The organism is Micromonospora craniellae, assembly GCF_014764405.1.
GTDB lineage: Bacteria > Actinomycetota > Actinomycetes > Mycobacteriales > Micromonosporaceae > Micromonospora > Micromonospora craniellae.
Genome location: NZ_CP061725.1, coordinates 400,816 through 425,168, shown reverse-complemented (window position 1 = coordinate 425,168; position 24,353 = coordinate 400,816). Strand labels below are relative to the sequence as shown.

Below are 24,353 nucleotides of genomic sequence, written 5' to 3'. Positions count from 1 at the left end.
GTGGTTACAAGTCATGCGAGTTTCTGTCAGTTGGCTGCGGGAGTACGTCGACCTCCCGACCGACCTGCCCGCCGCCGAGCTGGAGCGGGCCCTGGTCGACCTCGGTATCGAGGTCGAGTCGATCGTGGACCTGGCCGACACGGTCCGTGGATCGCTGGTGGTCGGTGAGGTCCTCGAGATCGAGGAGCTGACCGGCTTCAAGAAGCCGATCCGGTTCTGCCGGGTCGACGTGGGTGCCGCCAACGGCACCGGCGAGCCACAGGAGATCGTCTGCGGGGCGCGCAACTTCGTCCCGGGTGACCGGGTGGTGGTGATCCTGCCCGGCGGTGTCCTGCCGGGTGGCTTCGCCATCGGCGCCCGCAAGACGTACGGGCGCAACTCCAACGGCATGATCTGCTCGGAGCGCGAACTGGGCCTCGGCGACGACCACGACGGCATCGTGGTGCTGCCCGAGGGTGCCGCCGCCAAGCCCGGCGACGACGCCCGACCGGTGGTCGGCCTCGACGACGTGGTGGTGGAGGTGGAGATCACCCCGGATCGGGGCTACCAGATGTCGCTGCGGGGGCTCGCCCGCGAGTTGGCGCACGCCCTCGGGGTGAGCTTCCGGGACCCCGGTCTCGTCCCCGCGCCGGCCGGCACGGCCGCACCGGCGTACCCGGTCGAGGTGCGGGACACGGTCGGCTGTGACCGGTTCGCGGCCCGGCTGGTGCGTGGCGTGGACCCGGCCGCACCGAGCCCCGACTGGATGCAGCGGCGGCTGACCCTCGCCGGCATCCGCACCATCTCGCTGCCGGTCGACATCACCAACTACGTGATGCTGGAACTCGGCCAGCCGATGCACGCCTTCGACGCCGACCGGATCACCGGCGCGCTGGTGGTCCGGCGGGCCGAAGCGGGCGAGAAGCTGAGCACGCTCGACGGGGTGACCCGGGCGCTCGCGCCGGAGGACATGGTCATCTGCGACACCGGGTCGCCGAACCCGCTCGCCGGTGAGGGCTCCGGCGTGCCGATCTCGCTCGCCGCCGTGATGGGCGGCGAGACCAGCGAGGTCGTGTCCGGCACCGTCAACGTGCTGTTCGAGGCCGCGCACTGGGATCCGGTGATGGTCGGGCGTACCGCCCGTCGGCACAAGCTGTTCAGCGAGGCCGCGAAGCGGTGGGAGCGGGGCGTGGACCCGGCCCTGCCGCTGGTCGCGCTGGAGCGGGCGGTGCGGCTGCTCACCGAGTACGCGGGCGGCGCCGTCGCCGACGAAGTGCTGGACATCGACCACGTCGCGCCGCGTACGCCGGTGGTGCTGCCGGTCGACCTGGCCACCCGGCGGGTCGGCGTGGAGTACTCGCCGGCCCGGGTGGTGGCCCTGCTGGAACAGGTCGGGTGCACCGTGGCCCGGGGCGGCGACCGGCTCGCCGAGGACCCGGGTGAGGTGGGTGCCGTCGCCGGTGTCGAGGCGCTCGGCGTCACCCCGCCCACCTGGCGTCCCGACCTGACCGACCCGGCCGACCTGGTCGAGGAGGTGGCCCGCCTCGACGGGTACGACAAGGTGCCGTCGGTGTTGCCGACCGCGCCGCCCGGCCGGGGGTTGACCGTGCGGCAGCGGCGCCACCGCGCGGTGTCCCGTTCGCTGGCCGAGCGCGGCTTCGTCGAGGTGCTGGCGCACCCGTTCGTCTCGGCCGAGCTGGCCGACCAGCTCGGTCTGCCCGACGGCGACCTGCGTCGCCAGGCGGTCCGGCTGGCCAACCCGCTGTCCGAGGAGGAGCCGCTGCTGCGCACGACGCTGCTCGGCCCGCTGCTCGGCATCGTCCGCCGCAATCTCGGCCGTGGGCTGCGCGACCTGGCGCTCTACGAGATCGGCGCGGTCTTCCGTGCGCGTCCGGGCGCCGGGCGTCCACCGGTCATGGGCGTCGACCGGCGTCCCACCGATGAGGAGTTCGCCGCCGCCGACGCGGTGGTTCCGGACCAGCCCCGGCACGTCGCGGCCGTGCTGACCGGCGACGTCGAACCGGCCGGCTGGTGGGGTGCGGGTCGGGCCGCCGGTTGGGCGGACGCGGTCGAGGCGGGCCGGGCGGTGCTGGCCGCCGCCGGGGTGCCGCAGGACACCATCGAGGTACGGGCCGTCGAGCACGCCCCCTGGCACCCCGGCCGGTGCGCGGCGTTGCTGGTGGACGGCACGGTGGTCGGCCACGCTGGTGAACTGCACCCGACGGTGCTGGCCACCCTGGAACTGCCCCGCCGGACCAGCGCCATGGAGCTGGACCTGGACGCGCTGCCCGAGGCGCCGGTGGCGCTCGCGCCGACGGTGTCCGGCTTCCCGCCGGCGCTGATCGACGTGGCGCTGGTGGTGGACGAGTCGGTTCCGGCGGAGGCGGTGCGGCAGGCCCTCACCGAGGGCGCCGGCGACCTGCTGGAGTCGGTGCGGCTGTTCGACGTGTACGCCTCCGAGCAGTTGGGCGCGGGCCGCAAGTCGCTGGCCTACAAGCTCACCTTCCGCGCACCGGACCGGACGCTGACCGTTGACGAGGCGGTCGCCGCCCGGGACGCCGCGGTGGCCCGGGCCGCCGAACGCTTCGACGCCACCCTGCGCGGCGCCTGACGCGGATGTAAGGAAGGGTCCCCTCCTCACGCCTCGTGCATAGGAGGGGACCCTTCCTAACATCCGGGGGCGGGGGAGCGGAGCCGGTTCAGTTCTCGTCGTCGAGGCGGCCGAGGGTCCGCAGCCCGTCCAGGTCACGGACGGTCATCCGCCGATAGTCGGTGTCCACCAGGGCCTCGTTGCGCAACTCCCGGAGGCTCTTCTGGATCGAGGTCTCCGAGGCGCCGCAGATCGTGGCGAGTTCCGACTGGGTCAGCCGGACGTCGATGACGACTCCGCCCGCCGCCTGCCGGCCGTGGGTGCGGGACAGCTCTGCCACCACCCTGGCCACCCGGATGGTCACCGGGTAGGAGGTGAAGTCGATCCGCCGTCGGTTCGACCAGCGCAGCCGATCGGAGACCATCGCGGCGAGTTCGAGCGCAGCGTCGGGATGGCCCTTCAGGAACGCACGGAATCGATCGGATGGGATCACGCTGTACCTGGCGGGCCCGCAGGCGGTGACGGTCGCCGAGCGCGGCTGGTCGTTGAGCGCCGACATCTCCCCGACCAGGTCTCCACCGACCCGCAGGGACAGCAGCGCGGTACGTCCGTCGGCCAGCGCCGCGGTGACCTTCGTCAGGCCGTCCTCGATGAGGATCAGGTGGGACTCCCGCAGGCCCTCGTGGATCAGGATCTGACCGGCCGGCACCCGGCGGCGGACCCCGAGCTCCAGGAGAGCGGCCCGTACGGGAGGGCCCAGTCGTTGAAGAAAGGTGCCGTGAGGCCACTCCGGAATCTGGGGTGGATCTCGCCGCATCAAGGCTCCCACTCTCTTCAGCCAACGACAGCGGTCGAAGCGTAACCGGTCGCCTACGATCTTCGGCGCCCGCCGGAGCAGAGCCGCCGTGAGCAGGTATCCGACCAATAGACCGATGGTCGGCAGCAACTCCAGCTCCAGCCCCAGGAGCAGGTCGATCGGGACCGTCCACATACGGCGAGTACACCGCCCGACGCCGGCCGGAATGCCCGCGCAGGACGGGATGACGGTTGGTCGACAACCGAGGTAAATGCCGTACTTCTACGGAGTCTGCGCCCGTCGTCACGGTTTGGATGTCCCCTGGTGCCGGGACCGGCAGGGTGTGGTGACAGGAAGGGTGACGATATGCAACATCCGGAGCGGCGAATGCTGATCTGCGTGGACATGGAGCGCTACAGCGGGCGCGGCAACGTCCAGCAGTACGAGGCGCAGCAGGACTTTCACCGGCTGCTGCGGGAGGCGGCCGGGGAGGTGGGCCTGCAGCGGGAGGGCTGGACGACGCAGCAGTCCGGTGACGGAGAACTGGCGATCCTGCCTCGCGAGCTACCCGAGGCACACCTGATCGGCCGGTTCGTGCCGGAGTTGAACCGGCGACTGCGTCGCTACAACGCCAGCCGACTCCCGTCGGCCCGCATCCGGCTGCGGATCGCGGTGCATCAGGGCATGGTGCATCTGGACGGGGCCAACGGCTTTCCCGGTCGGGCGGTCGTACTGGTCAGCAGGCTCTGCGATGCCGCACCGGTACGCCGTGCGCTGGCCGCGTGCCCGGACGCCGGGATCGCGCTGGTGGTCTCCTCGGACATCTATCGGGACGTGGTCACCGAGTATCCCGAGCAGATCCGCCCGGATCGGTTCCAGCGAATCGACGTGCTGATTCCGGACAAGCAGTTCCAGGCCCAGGCGTGGCTCTGCGTCGTGGACGAGGACGTCGCCGCGTGGACGGGTGGCGAGTCGCCGGAGCCGTCCGATGGGGTGAGAGAAAGCAGGCCGGGGGAGAAGGCGGGGACGGGCACCGGGCGGGGCGGTGCCCCCGCGAACCGAGCCCCGGATCCGGCGGCCGGCGGGATCCGCACCGGTGACATCCGAGTCGACGGCCAGAACGCGGTGGGACACGGCGCCATGGCGATCGGCTCGGTGGGCCGGGACGTACGTCTCCGCCCTGGCACAGACCGATGACCGACCCGAACCCGGAGTCAGCGCCGCACGACCCGGTGCCCGGCCCCGACCCGGACACACCGCAGTCCACCTCGGAGAGCGGTGAGACATCGCAGCCGGTCGAGGACGGACCGACGCCGACCGGCACGGCCGCGTCGGGGCCGGCCGAGCCGGAGGAGCCGGAGGACGTCGAGGACCCGCTAGATCCCGGCGACGTGCTGCGTCGGCTCGCGGGTCTGCTCGGCGGCGTCGCCGGCATCGAGGTGGGCGACGTGCTCGTCCGGGGACAGAACGCCACCGGACACGGTGCGCTGGCGATCGGCACGGTCAACGTCACCGCGACGGCGGCGCAGGCGGGTCGGGTCTGGTCCGAGACGCTCAGCGCGACGATCGTCCGGGACGTGGTGTACGGCTACGCCCCGGCCGTCAGCGACCAGCAGCTCGACCATGTGCTGAAGCAGCGCCACGTGGTGTGCCTGTCCGGCCCCGCCGGCAGCGGGCGCTTCACCTCGGCGCTGGTCGGAGCAGTCCGCCGACACGATCTCGACCGGGTCGGCGTACTCGGTGTCGCACAGCCCGCCGACCTGCTCGTTGGTGCAACGGGCCCCCGGGCGGGGTGCGGGTACGTCCTGCGGCTCACCGACGAGGCGGTGCTCGGCGTCGACGGCTACACGTTGGTCCGGTTGGCGTCGCGGGCCGAGAGCGAGGGGGTGACGCTGCTGCTGGTCGGCGACTTCTCCCGACGAGCCCGGGATCTCGGCGGGCACGTGATCGAGCATCGACCGGCGCCGGCCGGGGAGGTGTTCCGCGCCCGCCTGCGACGGGAGCTGGCCGGACGTTGCGTCGGCTTCTGCGCCGACCGGTGCGACGGGAAGTGCCTGGAACGGTACGTGGAGGAGGAGTGCGCACGCCATCCGCTGCTCTCCGCCTATCTCGCCGCCGAACCCCGGTCGCGCGAGGTGGTGCCGGTGGTCGAGGCGATCGCCCGGACGCTGCCCCGCGCCGGCCAGCTCACCGACCGGCTGACGCAGTTGCTTCCCCAGCAGCTTCGGGAGCGCGCCGCGCACATCCTCGATCCGCAGGACGGCGTCGGCAACTCGGTGGGCTGGTCCGATGAACAGGTACGCGCGTTCCGGCTCTCCTGCGCGGTGTTGGCGGGGCTGTCGACGGCGGAGATCCGGCTCGCCGCTGGCCGGCTGGTGGCGGCCGAGGCTCCGGAGCGTCCGCCGGGGCCCCCCGTGCCGGAGCGGGTACCGGCTGTTGCGGTACGGCTGCGCGGCGCCGCACTCGACGATCTGCTCGGGACCACCCTGCGTGCCGCCGTGGTGGTGGATCCGGCCGACGGATGGTCCGCCGGTGGGGTGCGGGTGCAGTTCGCGGCGGGCAGGGAGGATCTGCGATCGGCTGTGCTCGACGTCGCATGGGCCGAGTGGTGGCCGCCGAAGGTCCTGCTCGGCTGGCTCGCCGACCTGGTCCGCACCGATCTGCCGGAGGTGCGCCAGGCCGCGGCGGGGGCGATCGGCTGGTCTGCCGGTCGGGACGTCCGGGCGGCCCTGGACACCGTGCGGAACCTGGCGCGGGACCGGCGAGCCGGGGTTCGGCAGGCCGCCGCGATCATCCTGGTCGCGATGGCCCTGCAGCCTCGCCTGCGCCAGCGGGTACGGGTCGAGTTGGACGGCTGGGCAGCCGGAACGGCCGCGCATCTGCGTGACACCGTGGCCCGCGCCCACGAACTGGGGTTGGCCCGGCTCTGGCCGAACGCGGCCCTGGTCCAACTGCGGATGGTCGCGTCGGCGCGGATGCAGCGGTGGAACAACTCGGTGTCGCGCGGGCTGGTCGAGGTGTACCAGGGCGGGAACGCCGCCGCGCTCATCACCGACCTGGCCGGATGGACCCGGTCGAGCGACCGGGAGGTGCGGCTGCACGCCGCGAGGACCCTTCGGGTGTTGGCGGAGCGGTGGGCGCCGGCACCTCGGGAGCAGTGGCCGGAACTGTTGGACCTCGCCCGGACGGAGATCGTGTCCCGGCACGACCTGGCCGAGCTCTGGGCGACGGCGTTGAGCCTGCCGGAGACGGCGTACCGCGCCTGGCGGACGCTTGGCTTCTGGCTGGACCGGGCCGACGGTCAGCCCGAGGTCGCCGGACACGTGCTGGCGCTGCTGCGGTTCGTGGTGGCCGGACGGCCGCCGCTGCGCCGCCGGCTCGACCACCAGTTGCGGCATGTGTGGCGTCCCGTCATGCCACGCAAGCCGCTACTCGACGATGTCGAACGACTGATTCGTGAGGACTGCCGATGACCACTCCATCCCCGGATAACCCGCACATGCGCCACTCCGTACCGCGTCAGCCGGAGCGCTCGTGGTGGCAGCGGATCTTCTCGCCGATGCCCGTTGCGCCGGTGCCCACGCCTCGGTCCGCGCCGGTGCGGGTCACCTTCCGGCAGGACGTAGCGAAACCGATGCTGGTGCCGGCGAAGGGTGAGGCATTCGATTTCTACCTGTACGTGTCCTACCTCTGGACGGCGTCGAACATGCCCTTCGAGGGGTTGCAGATGCGTGCCGAGGGCCTGTTGCCCTGGGCGCAGAGCATCGTCCGGGAGCGGGTGATCGACCTCGCCCGCGAGTACGAGCCGCACCGGGCCCACGATCTGGAGCGAGCGTTGAACAATGTGTTGTTGCACCAGCGATGGCCGCAGGACGGAGGACACCTGCCGCAGTTCGGGGTGCGCCTTCGGGTCAGCCCGGAGGAGCGGGTACGTGAACGGCTTCGCCCGTACTGGGAGGAGCGGATCAGACTTGAGTGCGACCACGAACTGCAGAAGATCCGGGCACGCCAGGCCGACGAGTTGACCCGCCGGTGGGGCGTGGTGCTGCGGGACCTTGAGGACGACCCGGTCACCGCCCACGCGGCGGCTCTGGCCGGGCCGCAGTTCGCCGAGATCTTCCGGCGGTACGTCGAGGAGCGCCGGGGCAGCGTGCCGGACCTGGTGCGGCTGCTGAGAGAGGCGGTCAAGGGACACGGCGACCTCGCCCTCGGCCCGTCCGAGTACACGCAGGCGTGGGATCTGGCCCTGCGTACGTACGAGCGGCAGCACGGGTTGTCCGAGCAGGTCAACTGAAGCGTCTAGGGCGCTCGCAGAGATGTTAGGAAGGGTCCCCTCCTATACACGAGGCGTTAGCAGGGGTCCCTTCCTTACATCCGGGGCCGAGGGGCGGCTCTGACCGTCCCGGACGGCCGACGGCGACATCACCATGCAGTGGTATGCATGACCTTGCGGTCAGTCACCAGGCGCTGCTAACCTCTTCTGCATAGTCATGCGGAGGTAAGTATGGGAATTCGGGTCGCGGTTGCCGGGGCGAGCGGATACGCCGGAGGTGAGCTGCTGCGCCTGCTGGCCGGGCATCCCGAGTTCGACCTGGTCACCGCCACCGCGCACCGCCAGGCGGGGCAACCGCTGGACGCGGTGCACCCGCAGCTCGCCGGCGTGGACCTGACCTTCGCGGAGACCACCCCTGACGTACTGGCCGACGCCGACCTGGTCTTCCTCGCCCTGCCGCACGGCGAGTCCGCCGCCCTCGCGGCCCGACTGCCCGCGCAGGTGCGGGTGGTCGACCTCGGCGCGGATCACCGGCTGGTCGACGGGGACGCCTGGACCCGCTACTACGGCGGCGCGCACGCCGGTGCGTGGACCTACGGGCTGCCCGAACTGCCCGGCCAGCGGGAGCGCATCGCCACCTCCACCCGGGTCGCCAACACCGGCTGTTACGCGGCGACGATCGTGTTGGCGCTGGCCCCGCTGATCGCTGCCGGAGCCGCTAACCCCGCCGACGTGGTGGTCGTCGCCGCCAGCGGCACCTCGGGCGCGGGCCGGGCCGCCAAGACCCACCTGCTGGCCAGCGAGGTGGCGGGCGACCTGTCGCCCTACAAGGTCGGCGCCCACCAGCACGTACCCGAGATCAAGCAGGCCACCGGCGCGACCGGGCTGTCGTTCACCCCGGTGCTGGCGCCGATGCCGCGCGGCATCCTGGCCACGGTCACCGCGCTGCCGACCGGTGAGGTGGACCCCCGCGCGGTGCTGGCGCAGGCGTACGCGGACGCGCCGTTCGTACACCTGCTGCCCGAGGGACGGTGGCCGCACACCGCCGCCACGCTCGGTGGCAACTCCTGCCACCTGCAGGCAGGCGTCGACGTCGACTCCGGTCGGCTGATCGTGGTCGCCGCCCTGGACAACCTGGGCAAGGGCGCCGCCGGCCAGGCGGTGCAGAACGCCAACCTGATGTTCGGTCTGCCCGAGACCACGGGCCTGTCCTGCTTCGGAGTCGCGCCATGACCGCCACCACCCCGGCGGGGTTCCGGGCGGCCGGGGTCGCCGCCGGCCTCAAGGCCAGCGGCGCCTCCGACGTGGCCCTGGTGGTCAACGACGGCCCGGACGCCGGTGTCGCCGCGGTCTTCACCAGCAACCGGGTCAAGGCCGCGCCGGTGATCTGGACCCAGCAGGTGGTCCACGGCGGCCTGGTCCGGGTGGTGGTGCTCAACTCCGGCGGCGCGAACGCCTGCACCGGCCCGGCCGGCTTCCAGGACACCCACGCCACCGCCGAACACACCGCCGCCGAACTGACCTCGGTCAGCGGCCGGGCGTACGGCGCCGGTGAGGTCGCGGTCTGCTCCACCGGCCTGATCGGTGAACGGCTGCCCATGGACAAGCTCCTGCCGGGAGTGGGTGCGGCGGTGCGGGCCCTGACCGGTGACGGTGGCGACGCCGCCGCCGAGGCCATCATGACCACCGACAGCCGACCGAAGACCGCCGTGACGCGCGGTGACGGCTGGACCGTCGGTGGCATGGCCAAGGGCGCCGGCATGCTGGCCCCCGGCATGGCCACCATGCTCTGCGTGCTGACCACCGACGCGGTGGCCACGCCGGAGACCCTCGGCGCGGCGCTGCGGGCCGCCACCCGGGTCACCTTCGACCGGGTCGACTCCGACGGCTGCATGTCGACGAACGACACCGTGCTGCTGCTGGCCAGCGGTGCCTCCGGAGTCGCGCCGACCGAGGCGGAGCTGACCGACACGGTCACCGCCGCCTGCCACGACCTGGCGAGGCAGTTGCTGGCCGACGCCGAGGGCGCCACGAAGGAGGTCGCCATCGAGGTGGTCGGCGCGGCGAACGAGGACGAGGCGGTCGAGGTGGGCCGGTCGGTGGCCCGCAACAACCTGGTGAAGACCGCGCTGTTCGGCAACGACCCGAACTGGGGGCGGATCCTCGCCGCCGTCGGCACCACCTCCGCCACGTTCGAGCCGGACGAGATCGACGTGGCGGTCAACGGGATCTGGATCTGCCGGTCCGGCGCCGCCGCCGAGGACCGCTCCCGCGTCGACCTGACCGGACGGGACGTCACCATCCGGATCGACCTGCACGCCGGTGCCGCCGAGGCGACGGTGTGGACCAACGACCTGTCGCACGGGTACGTGCACGAGAACTCGGCGTATTCAACATGATCTGTTATGGAAGGCCGGTCCGGTGACCCTGACCTCGGATCTGACCCGCGCCCAGGAGAAGGCCGCCACCCTGATCGAGGCCCTGCCCTGGCTGGCCCGCTTCTCCGGCTCCACGGTCGTGGTCAAGTACGGCGGCAACGCCATGGTCGACCCCGAGTTGCAGCGGGCGTTCGCCGCCGACATGGTGTTCCTGCGCTACGTCGGCCTCAAGCCGGTCGTGGTGCACGGTGGGGGACCGCAGATCTCGGCGATGCTCGGTCGGCTCGGCATCGACAGCGAGTTCCGGGGCGGCCTGCGGGTGACCACTCCGGAGGCGATGGACGTGGTCCGGATGGTGCTGGTCGGGCAGGTCGGCCGGGAACTGGTCGGGCTGATCAACGCGCACGGTCCGTTCGCGGTCGGTCTCTCCGGCGAGGACGCCGGGCTGTTCACCGCGGTACGCCGGCACGCGTACGTCGACGGGGAACCGGTCGACGTGGGGCAGGTCGGCGACGTCGAGTCGGTGGACGTCTCGGCGGTGGACGACCTGATCGGGGCGGGCCGGATCCCGGTGATCTCCACGGTGGCCCCGGACGTGGAGGGGGTGCTGCACAACCTCAACGCGGACACCGCCGCCGCCGCGCTGGCGGTGGCGCTGCGCGCCCGCAAGCTGGTCGTGCTCACCGACGTGCCCGGCCTGTACGCCAACTGGCCGGACACCACCAGCCTGGTCAGTGAGATCGGCACCGCCGAGCTGGCCGAGCTGCTGCCGTCGTTGGAGTCGGGCATGGTGCCCAAGATGGAGGCGTGCCTGCGCGCGGTCAGCGGGGGCGTACCCGCGGCCCACGTGGTCGACGGCCGGGTCGCGCACTCCACCCTGTTGGAAGTATTCACCTCGGAAGGCTTCGGAACGATGGTGATCCCCTCATGAGCGAGCGGAGTGCCGGCACGAGCACCCTGGTCGAGCGGTGGCGGCAGTCGATGATGGACAACTACGGCACGCCGCCGCTGGCCCTGTTGTCCGGCTCCGGCGCCGTGGTGACCGACGAGGCCGGTCGGGAGTACGTGGACCTGCTCGGCGGCATCGCCGTCAACTCCCTCGGTCACGCGCACCCGGCCGTGGTGGCCGCCGTGTCGAAGCAGGTCGCCACGCTCGGACACGTCTCCAACCTGTACGTCGCCGAACCTCCGGTGGCCCTGGCGGAGCTGCTGCTGGCACTGGCCGGACGTCCGGGTCGGGTGTTCTTCGCCAACTCCGGCGCGGAGGCCAACGAGGCGGCGTTCAAGCTGTCGCGGCGTACCGGCCGCACCCACGTGGTCGCCACCGTCGGCGGTTTCCACGGCCGCACCATGGGTGCCCTGGCGTTGACCGGTCAGCCGGCCAAGGCCGACCCGTTCCGTCCGCTGCCCGGCGAGGTCGACCACATCCCGTACGGTGACGTCGCCGCGCTGGAGGCGGCGGTGACCGACGCGACGGCGATGGTGATCCTGGAGCCGATCCAGGGCGAGAACGGCGTGGTGGTCCCGCCGGCCGGCTACCTCGCCGCCGCCCGGCGGATCACCGCCCGGCACGGCGCGCTGCTGGTGATCGACGAGGTGCAGACCGGGATCGGTCGCACCGGGCACTGGTACGCGCACCAGGCCGAGGGCGTCGAGCCGGACGTGGTGACCCTGGCCAAGGGGCTCGGCGGTGGGCTGCCGATCGGTGCCACCCTGGCCTTCGGTCCGGCCGCGGACCTGCTGGTCGCCGGATCGCACGGCAGCACCTTCGGCGGCAACCCGGTGAGCTGCGCCGCCGCGCTCGCGGTGATCTCCACGATCGCCCACGAGGGACTGCTCGACCACGTCAAGCGGATCGGGGAGCGGCTGCGCCGGGGCATCGAGGGGCTCGGGCACCCGTTGGTGAGCGGGGTGCGGGGCACCGGGCTGCTGCTCGGCGTGACGCTGACCGCGCCGGTGTCGGCCGCCGCCACCGAGACGCTGCGCGGGGCCGGTTTCCTGGTCAACCCGATCCAACCCGACGTGCTCCGGCTTGCCCCGCCGTTGATCCTCACCGCCGACCAGGCCGACGCGTTCCTGGCCGCGCTGCCCCTCGCCCTCACCGCCGTGGCCGGCACCCACCTTCCCGGCGCCCCCGACCCGACCTCGACGGAGGCCAGCGAATGACCCGGCACTTCCTGCGTGACGACGACCTGTCGCCCGCCGAGCAGGCTGCCGTGCTCGACCTGGCGGCCCGGATGAAGGCCGACCGGTTCGCGTACACACCGCTGTCGGGGCCCCGGTCGGTGGCGGTGCTCTTCGACAAGCAGAGCCTGCGTACCCGGATCTCGTTCGACGCCGGCATCGCCGAACTCGGCGGGCATCCGCTGGTGGTGGACACCCAGGTCACCCACTTCGGTCGGGGCGAGACGCTGGCCGACGCCGGTCGGGTGCTGTCCCGCTACGTCGCCGCGATCGTGCTGCGGACGCACGGTGACGACCGGATCGCCGAGGTGGCGAGCGGGGCCACCGTGCCGGTGGTCAACGCGCTGACCGACGGGTTCCACCCCTGCCAACTCCTGGCCGACCTGCTGACCGTGCGGGAACGCTTCGGTGGCACCGCCGGGCGGACCCTGGCGTACGTCGGCGACGCGGCGAACAACATGTCCCACTCGTACCTGCTGGCCGGCGCGACCGCCGGGATGCACGTCCGCGTCGCCGGTCCGGAGGGCTTCTCGCCCGACGGCGACGTGGTGGCCCGCGCCGAGGTGATCGCCGCCGAGACCAGCGGCAGCGTCCGGGTGCTCACCGATCCGGTCGCCGCGGTGCGGGACGCCGACGTGGTCGCCACCGACACCTGGGTCTCGATGGGGCAGGAGGGCGACGGGCTGGACCGCGCCACCCCGTTCCTGCCGTACCAGGTCAACGAGGAACTGCTCGGGCACGCCGCACCGACGGTGATCGTGCTGCACTGCCTGCCGGCGCACCGGGGCGAGGAGATCACCGACGAGGTGCTGGACGGCCCGCGCAGCGCCGTCTTCGACCAGGCGGAGAATCGGCTGCACGCCCAGAAGGCGTTGCTGACGTTCCTGCTGACGGAGACGACATGAGCGCACCGTTGACCCGTGCCGCCCGGCACGCCCGCATCGTCGAGCTGATCCGCGACCGGGCCGTCCGCTCGCAGACCGAGCTGGCCGAGTTCCTCGGCGACGAAGGCGTCCAGGTCACCCAGGCCACGCTCTCCCGCGACCTGAAGGAACTCGGTGCGGTCACCGCACGCGGTGGCGACGGCCGGGCCGTCTACGTCATCCCGGAGGACGGTCACCGGCCGTTGCGCGACGCCGAGGCGGCGCCGGCCCGGCTCGTGCGGCTGCTGCGGGAACTGCTCAACGAGGTCGACTCCAGCGGCAACATCGCGGTGCTGCGCACGCCGCCGGGGGCGGCGCAGTACCTGGCCAGCGCGTTGGACCGGGCGGGCCTGCCGGAGGTGGTCGGCACCATCGCCGGTGACGACACCATCCTCGTGGTGGCCCGCGAATCCGACGGCGGAGCCGCGCTCGGCGAACGACTCGCCGGCTGGGCCCGTCGCGACGAGTACACCGAAGGGAACACAGCACCATGACCGAGCGGGATGGCGGGCGGGACGCCCGGTGCGGAGCGTCGCGGTGGTGACCGCCAGAATGGACCAGGTGGACGACAAGAGCCTGACCGAGAACAGCGCGCCCGCCAACCGTACGAGCCTGTGGGGTGGCCGGTTCGCCGGCGGCCCGTCGGAGGCGCTCGCCCGGCTGTCGGTGAGCGTCCAGTTCGACTGGCGGCTGGCCCCGTACGACATCGCCGGTTCCCGGGCGCACGCCCGGGTGCTGGCCGGCGCCGGCCTGCTCGACCCGGAGGAACTGGGCCGGATCCTCGCCGCCCTGGACGACCTGGAGGCGGCCTGCGCCTCCGGCGCGTTCCGGCCCACGGTCGACGACGAGGACGTGCACACCGCCCTGGAACGGGGGCTGCTGGAACGGCTGGGCAGCCTTGGCGGCAAGCTGCGCGCCGGTCGGTCCCGCAACGACCAGGTCGCCACCGACCTGCGGCTCTATCTGCGGGACCACGCCCGGGGTGTGGCGTCGCGGCTGGTGGAGCTGGCCGATGCGCTGGTGGAGCAGGCCGAGCGGCACGTGGACACCGCCGCGCCCGGCATGACGCACCTGCAGCACGCCCAGCCGGTCACCTTCGGCCACTGGCTGCTCGCCCACGTGCAGCCGCTGCTGCGGGACCTGGAGCGGCTGCGCGACTGGGACCACCGCACCGCCGTGAGCCCGCTCGGCGCGGGCGCGCTGGCCGGTTCGGGGCTGCCGCTGGACCCGGTGGCGGTCTCCAAGGAGCTGGGCTTCCGTACCTCGTTCGCCAACTCGATGGACGCGGTCGCGGACCGGGACTTCGTCGCCGAGTTCCTCTTCATCACCGCGATGGTCGGCGTGCACCTGTCCCGCCTCGGCGAGGAGGTGGTGCTCTGGACGTCGCACGAGTTCGGCTGGGTCGAGCTGGACGACGCCTTCGCCACCGGCTCCTCGATTATGCCGCAGAAGAAGAACGCGGACATCGCCGAGCTGGCCCGGGGCAAGTCGGGACGGCTGGTCGGCGGGCTGGTCGCGGTGCTGACCATGCTCAAGGGCCTGCCCATGACGTACGACCGGGACATGCAGGAGGACAAGGAGCCGGCCTTCGACGCGGTCGACACCCTGGAACTGCTGCTGCCGGCCCTGGCCGGGATGATCTCCACCATGACGGTACGCGTCGACCGACTGGTCGCCGCCGCACCGGTGGGCTTCTCACTGGCCACCGAGGTGGCCGACTGGCTGGTCCGCAAGGGCGTGCCGTTCCGCGACGCGCACGAGATCACCGGCAAGCTGGTCGCGCTCTGCGCGGTCCGCGACTGTGCCCTGGACGAGGTCTCCGACGAGGAGCTGGCCATGGTCAGCGAGCACCTCGACCCGAGCGTCCGGGACGTGCTGTCGGTCCGCTCGGCGCTGGCCGCCCGGACCACGCCCGGCTCGACCGGCCCCGGCCCGGTCGCCGACCAGCTCGCCACCGCCGCCGACCGGCTGGCCGGCTGGCGGGAGTGGGCGGCGGAGCAGGTCGTGCCCCGCTGAGGCGGACGGCCCGGCCCGGTCGACACCGGCCGGGCCGTCCGCGTCGCTTCATCCCCAGCCCCAAGTCCTAGTCGGCTCCTGCGCCTGCGGTTCCCCACCTCTGGTCGGTGCCCTGTCGAGCTGAACCGTTCGTGCTGTCGGCCTCGGTGGAGCGCCCGGGTCGTCAGTCGGCGGCCTGGTCCGATCGGGTGCGGGCGGCCAGCCGGTCGTAACGCTGGCGGGCGGCCTGGGCGCTGCCCAGGCCGAGCCCGTGCCCGATCGCCTGCCAGGTCAGCCCACGGCTACGCGCGAGGTCGAGCAGTCCCGCCTCCATCGTGTCGACCTCCGCCCGCAGGTGTGGGAAGAGCGTGAGCGCGGCGAGCAGGTCCGCCTCGTCGACCGCTTCCTCGCCCGGCGTCGCCTCGGCCGCCCCGGCGGCCAGGGCCAACACCACGGCGATCACCTCGTACGGATCGGCCGCGTACGGGTTGGTGTGCCGGCGGCGCTGCGCCTCGGTGGCGGCATGTCGCTCGGTGAGCCGGTGTAGTGCGTCGTAGGTGCGGTGGCCGGTGTCGGTGCTCATGCTCCAATCCCAACTCTTCAACGAAACGTTGTCAACGGAACGTTGAAGATGGCGTGCGCGTGCGGCGGAGCGGATGCCGGCCGGCGACCACGTCGGGAATCCTCGGCCTGCCTGAGCTGCCTGACTGTGCGCGGTTGCATCACTGGCGGGCGGCCGGGTCGGACCGGCGAAGACGCACCACGATGCTTGTGCCGTGGGAGGAGGTGTCGACGATCTTGAAGCCTGGTAGCGCGATGCCTGAGGTTGGCACTCGACCACCTGTCAGTGGTGTCCCGGTGGCGACCACGATGTCATCGACGTCGTTCAGGTTGTCGTGGAGCAGGTCGGCGTGGTGGGCTCCGACGGCGAGGATGGTGCGTGTGCCGCTGGTGTAGCAGGTGGAGAGCCATTCTCGAAGGTCGGCGGTAGAGGCGTTGGGCAGGGCGAAGTGTTCGGGAGCGTGGCCGCCGGGGATGCCCTCGTTGACGGTCTCGTCGGTGAGCACGAGGTCTGCCTGGCTGCGTAGGTCCGCGATCAGCCGTTCGGTGGTCTCGCGGTTGTTGTCGCCGTGGGCGGCATAGGCCCAGGTGAGGTGGGGGCGGCGGCGTCGGGTGGCGGCGAGCCAGGGGCCGAGGACGGTGAGTGTCTCGTCGGGGATGACGCCGGTTTCGACGTCGACGCCGTGGGCGGCGAGGACGGCGGCGCCGCCGTCGCCTTGGGAGGTCGGGTCGATGACACTGATGACGACTCGGGCGATGCCTGCGTTGATGAGTTCCTGACGGCAGGCGGGGGTGACGCCGACGTGGTTGCAGGGTTCGAGGGTGACGACGGCGGTGCCGCCGTGTGCTGCCGCGCCCGCAGCGGTCAGAGCGTTCGCCTCGGCGTGGGGTCGGCCTTTGCGCTGGTGGTAGCCGGCGCCGACGGTGGCGCCGTGGCGGTCGAGGATGACGCAGCCGACGGGCGGGTTGGGGCTGGCGGTGCCCAGACCGAACGACGACAGGATGATGGCCTGCCGCATCGCGGCCAGTTCGGTGGTCGAGGCCATCAGTCGCTCGCTGTCAGGTCATCGAGGTAGTCGCGGACCTCTGGCAGATGCTGATGCCCCTTGATCGTGGTGCCCAGGTGCGCCAGTTGACGCAGGATGCGTCGGGACCCTGCCTGCCGTGCGATCGGTGGTAGGGCCTGGTGTGCGGTGGTCGCCGCTTGGTCGGGTTGGTGCGCGGCGGCGTGGGCTGCTGCCTTGCTGACCAGGGCGGATGTGAAATCCTGACCGTGTCGGGGCGGGATCGTGGGGAGGGCCTGCTCCAGCACGGTGATCGCTTCGTCTTGCCGGTGCGCCAGTCGGAGGCATGTGCCGCGGTGTACCTCGATGTAGCCGCTGGTGCAGTACGTGCCGTGTTCGCCGTCGGCGTGGCCAGGGCTACGGTCGGCGGCGAACCGGTGGGTGTCGTCCAGTAGTCGCATGGCCGCCCGGTGTCGCCCGGTGGTGGCCAGGGCATGGGCGTGTGGGACCCGCAACGCCGCCCGCATGGGCCCGGGCAGCATGCCGTCGTGACGTAACGCCGCTTCGCTCTCGTCGACGGCCTGCGCGGGGTGTCCGCTCGTCAGCCGTTGCTGACTGCTGCGGTACGCGGCCCAGGCGGTCATGATCGGGTCGTTGATCTGCCCGGCCCAGTCGAGTGCCTGCTGCGTCCACCGGCGGCCCGCCGCATGCTCATCGAGGCACTGGTGAAGCCAGGCGGCGGATTCGGCGTACTGCGCGGCGACGCGCACGGCAGGGGAGCGGAGCGGTCGTGGCAGTTGCGGCAGGAGGTCCTCGATCGCGGACAACTGTCTGGTCACCCCCATCAGGGCGTATTCGGGGCCGAACATCTTGTCGTTCTGCACCAGCAGGCGCCACTGCTCCCGCAGCAGATAGATGGTCTCGTCTCCACCGCCCGGTCGAGGCGCTACCACGTCACCTGGCACCGACGGACCGTCGCTTCGCCGGGGACTGTATAAGTCCAGCTCCGCGTCGGAAGCGACACCGAGTACCCGGCGCAGCGCTGCTCGACGCAGCTCATTGGGCCAGCGATGCTCCCCACGTTCCAGCTTCCCGGCCCACCGGAAATCAACGTAATGGGCGCTGAGGTCACGACCCGGGTACAGAGCAACGAGCGCCGTGTTGACCGCATCGGCCAGCTCCGCGCGGGACAGGCACTGACCAGGACGCCTTGGTGACCACAGCCGTTGTCGAGCAGCCCTCAGCGTGGTGTTCGGACTGATCACTGTATCCGGATGGCGAGGCACTACCCCTCCCCTCAACCTCACTTGCCGGCCTGCCGACTATGCCACCGACCGTCCAGATCGTTTACCTCTTTCATGGTCTCGCCCAACACCGACACGAACCGAGGACAAGGTCGGACCGCAAGTCGGCACTTCTCACTCCGTTCACCTTCGTGGACCGTGTGGGGCGTGGTCGATGAGGCGCCGCAGGTGTGGAAGCCTGATCACGTGGATTCCTCTGGTGCCTCACGGCGAGGACCGGTGACGCCTCGTCGTGCTGGTCCCGAGGACGCCCGCGCGGTCGCGGACCTGCTCATCGGCGCTCGCCGTGCCGCGGTTGGCGCGATTCCCGCAATGGTCCACTCGGATGCCGAGGTGCGTGAGTGGGTCAGCGTCGTCGTCATTCCCGATCGAGAAGTGTGGCTGACCGAGGGCGGCGACGGTCGGTTGCTGGCGGTGCTGGTGTTGGACGGCCACTGGGTCGACCAGCTCTATGTCGATCCCGCCCGGACCGGCCGGGGACTGGGCACGCGACTGATCGAACTTGCCAAGTCCCTTCGGCCGGCGGGACTCCAGCTGTGGACGTTCGCCAGCAACACCGGCGCGCAGCGCTTCTACCTCCGGCACGGCTTCGCTCTTGTCGATACGACCGATGGGTCCGGAAACGAGGAGAAGGCTCCCGACATCCGTTTCGCATGGACGCCGGGTTGCCGGTCGAGGTGGAAGCCGGGTTATCTGGACGGGTGGACCACTCCTGGCTGACCGCGCCCGCCGCCGAGATCGCCGAGACCGCGCGCACGCTGCTCGGCTGGGAACTCGCGGCTGGCGGAGTCCGGATCAGGCTCACCGAGGTCGAGGCGTACGCCGGTACCGGGGAGGACCCGGCCTCGCACGCCCATCGTGGGCCGACTCCGCGTGCCAAGGTCATGTTCGGTCCGGCGGGCCACGCCTACACGTACTTCGTCTTCGGCATGCACTGGTGCCTGAACGTGGTCTGCGGGCGCGAGGGGGAGGCGGCGGCGGTGCTGCTGCGCGCCGGTGCGGTGGTCGACGGGCTGGATCTCGCCCGCAAGCGTCGCGGCGAGGTGCCCGACCGGGACCTGGCTCGCGGCCCGGCCCGGTTGGTGGTGGCGCTGGGGCTCGACGCGACGGCGAACGGCACCGACCTCGTCGACGGCAGCGGGCCGCTGCTGCTGACTCCGCCGACGCGGCCGGTCGCGCCGTCCGAGGTCTCCGCCGGTCCTCGGGTCGGCGTGGCCGCCGCCCACGACGTCCCCTGGCGCTTCTGGATCACCGGTGACCCAACGGTCAGTGCCTACCGTCGCCACGTGCCCCGGCGAACGGCGCTGACCCGCGACGGCCGCTGACCCGCGACGGCGCTGACCCGGGTCTACCAGGCCGCTCTATCCGACTGCGGTGCGGACACCGAGACCGACCAGGAGCGCGCCGGTCAGCCTGTCCAGCATCCGGCGTACCCGGAGGGTGCGCAGCAGGCGGGCCGCCGCACCCGAGACGACGGTCCAGCCGGCGAGCCAGCAGGTGTGCAGCACCGCGTGCGCCGAGGCCAGCACCAGCATCGGAATCAGCAGGCCGGACGAGCGACTCCGCCTCGACGTGGTCGCGGTGTGGCGCGCCGTACGCGCTCTCTTCGCGCACGCGGTCCGTCCCGGGCCGCCGAGTCGGGCCGACTCCTCGACGCTGCTGCCCGTGCCGGACGCCGTCGACCGACTCAACGAGGCTGCCGGTCGGCTGCCGGTCCGGCCGATGCTGAGCTGGCCGGAGGATTCGACGCCGACGGTCGCCTGGCGGGGGACGTCGCCCGACGCCGCGCTGCGTGCGCTACTTCGTCAAGGACCATCCCCGCCAGGCGTGGTGCAAGCCGTCCTGCGGCAACCGTGCCCGGGTGTCCCGGCACTACCAGCGCCAGACGTCGAACCCGACGGTCCCGTAGCGTTCCGGCGGGGATCCGGGCCTCCCGGCGGCGCCCCCGGCCGAGGATGAGCGCGGCGTGACGGGGGACACTGGAGGGGCCGGGGCTACGGAATAGTTGACGGAGGGGCCGGGGCTACGGAATAGTTGACGAGTCAAATATGTTGTCCGCGGCGCCGGGTACGAACCGCCCGGGTCGGACGACACGAGGAGCTGTCATGCAGTTCGGAGTCTTCACCGTCGGCGACGTCACGGTCGACCCGACCAACGGTCGTGAGCCGACCGAGGCGGAGCGGATCAAGGCGATGGTGGCCATCGCGCTCAAGGCCGAGGAGGTCGGTCTCGACGTCTTCGCCACCGGCGAGCACCACAACCCGCCGTTCGTGCCCTCCTCGCCCACCACGATGATGGGCTACATCGCGGCCCGCACCGAGCGGCTGCTGCTGTCCACCGCGACCACGCTGATCACCACCAACGACCCGGTGAAGATCGCCGAGGACTACGCGATGCTCCAGCACCTGGCCGACGGCCGGGTCGACCTGATGATGGGGCGCGGCAACACCGGCCCGGTCTACCCCTGGTTCGGCCAGGACATCCGCAACGGCATCCCGCTCGCGATCGAGAACTACGACCTGCTGCGTCGGCTCTGGCGGGAGGACGTCGTCGACTGGTCGGGCAAGTTCCGTACCCCGTTGCAGTCCTTCACCTCCACGCCGCGACCGCTCGACGGCGTGCCGCCGTTCGTCTGGCACGGCTCGATCCGCAGCCCGGAGATCGCCGAGCAGGCCGCGTACTACGGCGACGGATTCTTCGCCAACCACATCTTCTGGCCGGCCGAGCACACCCGCCGGATGGTAAGCCTCTATCGGCAGCGCTTCGCGCACTACGGCCACGGCTCCGCCGACCAGGCCATCGTCGGCCTCGGCGGGCAGGTCTTCATGCGGCGCAACTCCCAGGACGCGGTACGCGAGTTCCGGCCCTACTTCGACAACGCGCCGGTCTACGGGCACGGCCCGTCGCTGGAGGAGTTCACCTCGCAGACGCCACTGACCGTGGGCAGCCCGCAGCAGGTGATCGACCGCACCCTCGGTTTCCGTGACTACGTGGGCGACTACCAGCGTCAGCTCTTCCTGGTCGACCACGCCGGCCTGCCGCTGAAGACGGTGCTGGAGCAGCTCGACATCCTCGGCGAGGAGGTCGTACCCGTGTTGCGCGAGGAGTTCGAGTCGCTGCGTCCCGCCCACGTCCCGGCGGCACCGACGCACGCCTCGCTGCGCGCCGCCGCCACGGGCGACGCGGAGCTGGCCGGCACCGCGTCGTCAGAGGGGGAACGGTGACCGCACGCGCGATCGCCGTCGTCTCGGCCGGCCTCAGTGGACGCCTCAGAGCTCCGGTTCGTGCGGGTGGGCGACCAGCACCGGGCAGCGGGCGTGCTGCACCAACGCCTGGCTGACCGAGCCGAGCAGCAGGCCGGCGAAGCCGCCCCGGCCACGGGAGCCCGCCACCACCAGGGCCGCGTCCGAGGTCGCCTCGATCAGCGCCTGGTCCGGTTTCGCCGCGGTGATCAACCGTTCCTCGACGGTCAGCCCCGGGTGGCTGCCCCGGGCCGAGGCCGCCGCCGTGGCCAGCAGCGCCGCCGCCTCCCCGTCGTCGGCGTGCCGCTCGTCGGCGACGTGCGCCAGCACCAGCGTGCCGCCGCGCCGGAAGGCTTCCTCGGCGCCGTACCCGACGGCCAGCTCGGCCGACTCGGAGCCGTCCACCCCGATCAGCACCGGCCCCTCGGTCGGCAGCGGACGGTCGGGGGGCCGGACCACCAGCACCGGACAGTGGCCGTGCGCGGCGACCTGGGTGCCGACCGAACCGAGCAGCAGCCCCGCGAAGCCGCCGAGGCCCCGGCTGCCCACCACGACCAACTCCGCCCGCCGGGACTCCTCCACCAGCGTCGCGCCCGGGCCGCCGGCCACCTGGCGTACCTCGACGGTGAGCCCCGGCCACCGGTCGACCAGCTCGGCGGAGGTCTGTTCGAGCATCTTGCGGCCGTCCTCGGTCGGCGCCGGCAACCCCACCTCGTACGGGTTGATCGGCACTCCGTAGCCGAGCGGGTGCAGGTAACCGTGCACCAGATGCAACGGGCGGGACCGCCAGACCGCCGCCTGCGCCGCGTGTTCCGCGGCGACCAGGCTCGGCGGTGATCCGTCCACCCCCACCACGACAGGTCGGTTCATCGGCCCTCCAGATTCGCCTCTGCCCATTGTCGGGGCTGTCCGCCGGTGGACCGGCCCCGACACACCACCGGTCATGATCCTTCGGTCCGCTACCGGCCGGACCCACCCGGCCCGGTGACCGTCTGCGGACCACGGTTCCGCCCGGCCGGTGCACCGGACCGGCCAGCGGACTCCGCGAGATCACCGACCGCGACCAGCCCCAGCGGACGCAACCCGACCGGGTGGGCGGTGTCGACCGGCGCCGTACCCACCAGGGCCGCGGCCAGCGCCAGCACCCGCAGCCCGATGCCGGCCGACCGCTGCGCGACGGCGGTCAGGGCGGCCACCTCCCCGTCGGTGGCGTCGAGCAGCGGCATGCGGAGCACGCCCTCCGGCGCACCCTTGCAGACCACCAGGTACCGGCGGTCGCAGCAGCGGTGCACCGTGGTCATCCGGCGCAGCCGCTGGTCGAAGGGGTGTGCCGCGATGCGCGGCCAGGCGGTCCGGGTGCGGACGGGGTCCAGCCCGCAGCGGGCGGCGAAGGTCACCAGCGCCGCCTCCAGCGGGTCACCGACGGCAGTCCAGTCCGGTCGCGCGGCATCCGGCGGTGCCACCGCGGCGTCGTTGCAGAGCAGCCCGGCCCGCGCCAGTCGCCGCAACTCGTCCGGTACGGCGACCAGTGTGCCGTCGCGCTGGACCCCGCCGTACGGGGCGTACCCGAGGCCGGTCACGCCGAAGCGGACGCCGCCCGGGGTGACCGCGTGGCGTACCGCCCACCGCCGCTCGGTGCGTGTGCCGGTACCGACGACCGACGCCGGCTCCGCGACCACGCTGATCGGTGCCGGTCTCTTCCCGCCCGTGACCTGGACCTGTCCGGCCAACATCCGCTCCGCCCTGTGTCGAGGACCGCCCCGCTGACGGTTCTTCCCTGCCAGCCTGATCCGGCCCGGCACCGGGCGGCAGAGGCGATCCGCCCGCGTGGCCCGGGACCAACGGCCCTGCCGGACCGACGCGTATGGTCGGGTGGTGACCGACGACCTGCGGCTGCGGCCGGTCGCCGAGGACGACCTGCCGGAGTTCTTCGCCCACCAGCTCGACCCCGAGGCCAACCGGATGGCCGCCTTCGGCGCGCGGGACCCGGGCGACCGGCGGGCGTTCGCCGCGCACTGGGTCCGGATCCTGGCCGACCCGGACATCGTGGCCCGCACCGTGACCGTTGACGGCGCGGTGGTCGGTTACGTGCTGGCCTTTCCCGCTGCCGGCCGGACCGAGGTCAGCTACTGGATCGACCCGGCGCGCTGGGGACGCGGCCACGCCACCCGGGCGCTCGTCGCGCTGCTGGGCGAGGTGACCCGCCGCCCGCTGTACGCCCGGACGGCCGTCGACAACGTCGCCTCGCTGGCCGTGCTGCGCCGGTCCGGGTTCGCGATCCGCGACACCGACCGGGGGTACGCGCCGGGCCGCGGCCACGACGTCGACGAGTACGTCCTGGAACTGCCCGCCGACCCGGACGCCCGATGACGGCGTGCCCGGCGGACCCAGCGGGCTGGTGACCAGGGCGGCGACTACCCTCGCGGGGTGAACTGGCTGGAACTCGTCGGCTGGGCCGGCTCCGCGTTGCTGGTGTGGTCGCTGCTGCAGACGCGCATTCTGCGGCTGCGCGCCCTCAACCTGGTCGGCTGTTTCGTGCTGATCGGCTACAACGCCGCTGTGCAGGTGTGGCCCATGGTGGGGCTGAACGTGGTGCTGGCCGTGATCAACGTGTGGTACCTGCGCAGGCTGCTCACCACCCGGCACGACGAGCAGACCTACCAGGTGGTCGAGGTGGGTGCCGACGACGCCTTCCTGGCCCACACACTACGGGTGCACGCCGCCGACATCGCCCGCTTCAACCCCGGCTTCCACCCCGGGCGGGTGGCCGGCCGCGAGGCCTTCCTGGTGGTACGCGCCGACGAGGTGGTCGGCGTGGTCCTGGCCCGGGGCGTCGGTGACGGCGTAGCCCAGATCGATCTCGACTACGTCACCCCGCCGTTCCGTGACTTCACCCCGGGCGAGTTCGTCTATCGGCGCAGCAGCCTCTTCACCGACCGTGGTTTCCGCCGCGTGATCAGCCCACCGGGCATGGTCGGGCCGTACTACCACCGGCTCGGCTTCCGCCGCGAGGGCGACTCGTTCGTGCTGGACCTGCCGGCACCGTCGGTGCCGCTGACCTGACCGTCCGGTCGACGGCGCGCACGGCCGTCGTACTCCGTCGAAAGCTTCGTCCCGGCACCAG

At 72.2% G+C, this 24,353-nt stretch carries 24 protein-coding genes; 17 read left to right on the top strand and 7 right to left on the bottom strand.

Annotated features, from left to right (window positions below; translation table 11 throughout):
- Positions 1–13: 13 nt before the first annotated feature.
- A complete protein-coding gene (pheT, locus tag ID554_RS01915) occupies positions 14–2,590 on the top strand; it encodes a phenylalanine--tRNA ligase subunit beta (RefSeq protein WP_117230167.1) in 2,577 nt (858 codons plus the stop codon).
- Between the two features lie 88 nt (positions 2,591–2,678).
- Here the strand turns inward: pheT and ID554_RS01910 are convergent, their stop codons facing one another.
- Complete coding sequence (locus ID554_RS01910; protein WP_223884407.1) at positions 2,679–3,560, bottom strand: Crp/Fnr family transcriptional regulator; 882 nt, start codon at positions 3,558–3,560, stop codon at positions 2,679–2,681.
- Between the two features lie 171 nt (positions 3,561–3,731).
- On the opposite strand from ID554_RS01910, the gene ID554_RS01905 reads away from it, so the two are divergent.
- The 10 genes from ID554_RS01905 (at position 3,732) to argH (ending at position 15,139) form a co-directional block, all read left to right on the top strand.
- Positions 3,732–4,562 carry an adenylate/guanylate cyclase domain-containing protein gene (locus tag ID554_RS01905; RefSeq protein ID WP_191088700.1) on the top strand — a complete coding sequence of 277 codons (831 nt, stop codon included), beginning with the start codon at positions 3,732–3,734 and terminating at the stop codon, positions 4,560–4,562.
- Positions 4,559–6,838 (top strand): hypothetical protein, encoded by a 2,280-nt coding sequence (locus ID554_RS01900; protein WP_117230169.1) that lies wholly within the window; start codon positions 4,559–4,561, stop codon positions 6,836–6,838. The genes ID554_RS01905 and ID554_RS01900 overlap by 4 nt, the downstream gene beginning before the upstream one ends.
- Positions 6,835–7,659, top strand: coding sequence for a hypothetical protein (locus tag ID554_RS01895; protein ID WP_223884406.1), 825 nt, complete (start codon positions 6,835–6,837; stop codon positions 7,657–7,659). Before ID554_RS01900 ends, ID554_RS01895 begins: the two co-directional genes overlap by 4 nt.
- Positions 7,660–7,869: 210 nt before the next feature.
- A complete protein-coding gene (argC, locus tag ID554_RS01890; RefSeq protein ID WP_117230170.1) occupies positions 7,870–8,871 on the top strand; it encodes an N-acetyl-gamma-glutamyl-phosphate reductase in 1,002 nt (333 codons plus the stop codon).
- Positions 8,868–10,037: a bifunctional glutamate N-acetyltransferase/amino-acid acetyltransferase ArgJ gene (gene argJ / locus ID554_RS01885; protein WP_117230171.1), complete on the top strand. Its 1,170-nt coding sequence runs from the start codon at positions 8,868–8,870 to the stop codon at positions 10,035–10,037. Before argC ends, argJ begins: the two co-directional genes overlap by 4 nt.
- A 22-nt stretch (positions 10,038–10,059) precedes the next feature.
- Positions 10,060–10,947 carry an acetylglutamate kinase gene (gene argB / locus ID554_RS01880; RefSeq protein WP_117230172.1) on the top strand — a complete coding sequence of 296 codons (888 nt, stop codon included), beginning with the start codon at positions 10,060–10,062 and terminating at the stop codon, positions 10,945–10,947.
- A complete protein-coding gene (locus ID554_RS01875) occupies positions 10,944–12,182 on the top strand; it encodes an acetylornithine transaminase (protein ID WP_117230173.1) in 1,239 nt (412 codons plus the stop codon). Before argB ends, ID554_RS01875 begins: the two co-directional genes overlap by 4 nt.
- On the top strand, positions 12,179–13,105 hold the full coding sequence (gene argF / locus ID554_RS01870; RefSeq protein ID WP_117230174.1) for an ornithine carbamoyltransferase: 927 nt from the start codon (positions 12,179–12,181) through the stop codon (positions 13,103–13,105). Before ID554_RS01875 ends, argF begins: the two co-directional genes overlap by 4 nt.
- Positions 13,102–13,617 carry an arginine repressor gene (locus tag ID554_RS01865; protein WP_117230175.1) on the top strand — a complete coding sequence of 172 codons (516 nt, stop codon included), beginning with the start codon at positions 13,102–13,104 and terminating at the stop codon, positions 13,615–13,617. Before argF ends, ID554_RS01865 begins: the two co-directional genes overlap by 4 nt.
- Before the next feature lie 58 nt (positions 13,618–13,675).
- Entirely contained in the window at positions 13,676–15,139 is a 1,464-nt protein-coding gene (gene argH / locus ID554_RS01860; protein WP_117230194.1) for an argininosuccinate lyase, read from the top strand.
- Between the two features lie 163 nt (positions 15,140–15,302).
- Here the strand turns inward: argH and ID554_RS01855 are convergent, their stop codons facing one another.
- The 3 genes from ID554_RS01855 to ID554_RS01845 all read right to left on the bottom strand — a co-directional run bounded on the left by ID554_RS01855 (position 15,303) and on the right by ID554_RS01845 (position 17,648).
- Positions 15,303–15,701 (bottom strand): DNA-binding protein, encoded by a 399-nt coding sequence (locus tag ID554_RS01855; RefSeq protein WP_117230176.1) that lies wholly within the window; start codon positions 15,699–15,701, stop codon positions 15,303–15,305.
- A 139-nt stretch (positions 15,702–15,840) separates the two neighbouring features.
- A complete protein-coding gene (locus ID554_RS32275) occupies positions 15,841–16,725 on the bottom strand; it encodes a bifunctional diaminohydroxyphosphoribosylaminopyrimidine deaminase/5-amino-6-(5-phosphoribosylamino)uracil reductase RibD (protein ID WP_117230177.1) in 885 nt (294 codons plus the stop codon).
- Entirely contained in the window at positions 16,725–17,648 is a 924-nt protein-coding gene (locus ID554_RS01845) for a tetratricopeptide repeat protein (RefSeq protein WP_147333550.1), read from the bottom strand. The genes ID554_RS32275 and ID554_RS01845 overlap by 1 nt, the downstream gene beginning before the upstream one ends.
- Positions 17,649–18,134: 486 nt before the next feature.
- Between ID554_RS01845 and ID554_RS01840 the strand changes: the two genes are divergently transcribed.
- The gene (locus tag ID554_RS01840; protein ID WP_199489274.1) at positions 18,135–18,707 is read left to right on the top strand and encodes a GNAT family N-acetyltransferase; all 573 of its coding nucleotides are present in this window, start codon (positions 18,135–18,137) and stop codon (positions 18,705–18,707) included.
- Positions 18,689–19,312, top strand: coding sequence for a DNA-3-methyladenine glycosylase (locus ID554_RS01835; protein WP_117230180.1), 624 nt, complete (start codon positions 18,689–18,691; stop codon positions 19,310–19,312). Before ID554_RS01840 ends, ID554_RS01835 begins: the two co-directional genes overlap by 19 nt.
- Positions 19,313–19,348: 36 nt before the next feature.
- On the opposite strand, the gene ID554_RS33335 is transcribed toward ID554_RS01835, so the two are convergent.
- Positions 19,349–19,678 carry a hypothetical protein gene (locus ID554_RS33335; protein WP_223884405.1) on the bottom strand — a complete coding sequence of 110 codons (330 nt, stop codon included), beginning with the start codon at positions 19,676–19,678 and terminating at the stop codon, positions 19,349–19,351.
- A gap of 101 nt (positions 19,679–19,779) precedes the next feature.
- Between ID554_RS33335 and ID554_RS33330 the strand changes: the two genes are divergently transcribed.
- Both ID554_RS33330 and ID554_RS01825 read left to right on the top strand, forming a co-directional pair.
- On the top strand, positions 19,780–19,896 hold the full coding sequence (locus ID554_RS33330; RefSeq protein WP_223884404.1) for a CGNR zinc finger domain-containing protein: 117 nt from the start codon (positions 19,780–19,782) through the stop codon (positions 19,894–19,896).
- Between the two features lie 196 nt (positions 19,897–20,092).
- A complete protein-coding gene (locus ID554_RS01825; RefSeq protein WP_117230181.1) occupies positions 20,093–21,211 on the top strand; it encodes an LLM class flavin-dependent oxidoreductase in 1,119 nt (372 codons plus the stop codon).
- A 45-nt stretch (positions 21,212–21,256) separates the two neighbouring features.
- On the opposite strand, the gene ID554_RS01820 is transcribed toward ID554_RS01825, so the two are convergent.
- Positions 21,257–22,099 carry a universal stress protein gene (locus ID554_RS01820; protein ID WP_117230182.1) on the bottom strand — a complete coding sequence of 281 codons (843 nt, stop codon included), beginning with the start codon at positions 22,097–22,099 and terminating at the stop codon, positions 21,257–21,259.
- A gap of 89 nt (positions 22,100–22,188) precedes the next feature.
- Positions 22,189–22,962 carry a cation-transporting P-type ATPase gene (locus tag ID554_RS01815; RefSeq protein WP_117230183.1) on the bottom strand — a complete coding sequence of 258 codons (774 nt, stop codon included), beginning with the start codon at positions 22,960–22,962 and terminating at the stop codon, positions 22,189–22,191.
- 142 nt (positions 22,963–23,104) lie between these two features.
- Between ID554_RS01815 and ID554_RS01810 the strand changes: the two genes are divergently transcribed.
- Complete coding sequence (locus ID554_RS01810) at positions 23,105–23,599, top strand: GNAT family N-acetyltransferase (protein ID WP_117230195.1); 495 nt, start codon at positions 23,105–23,107, stop codon at positions 23,597–23,599.
- 57 nt (positions 23,600–23,656) lie between these two features.
- Complete coding sequence (locus ID554_RS01805) at positions 23,657–24,292, top strand: YgjV family protein (protein WP_117230184.1); 636 nt, start codon at positions 23,657–23,659, stop codon at positions 24,290–24,292.
- Positions 24,293–24,353: the final 61 nt, after the last annotated feature.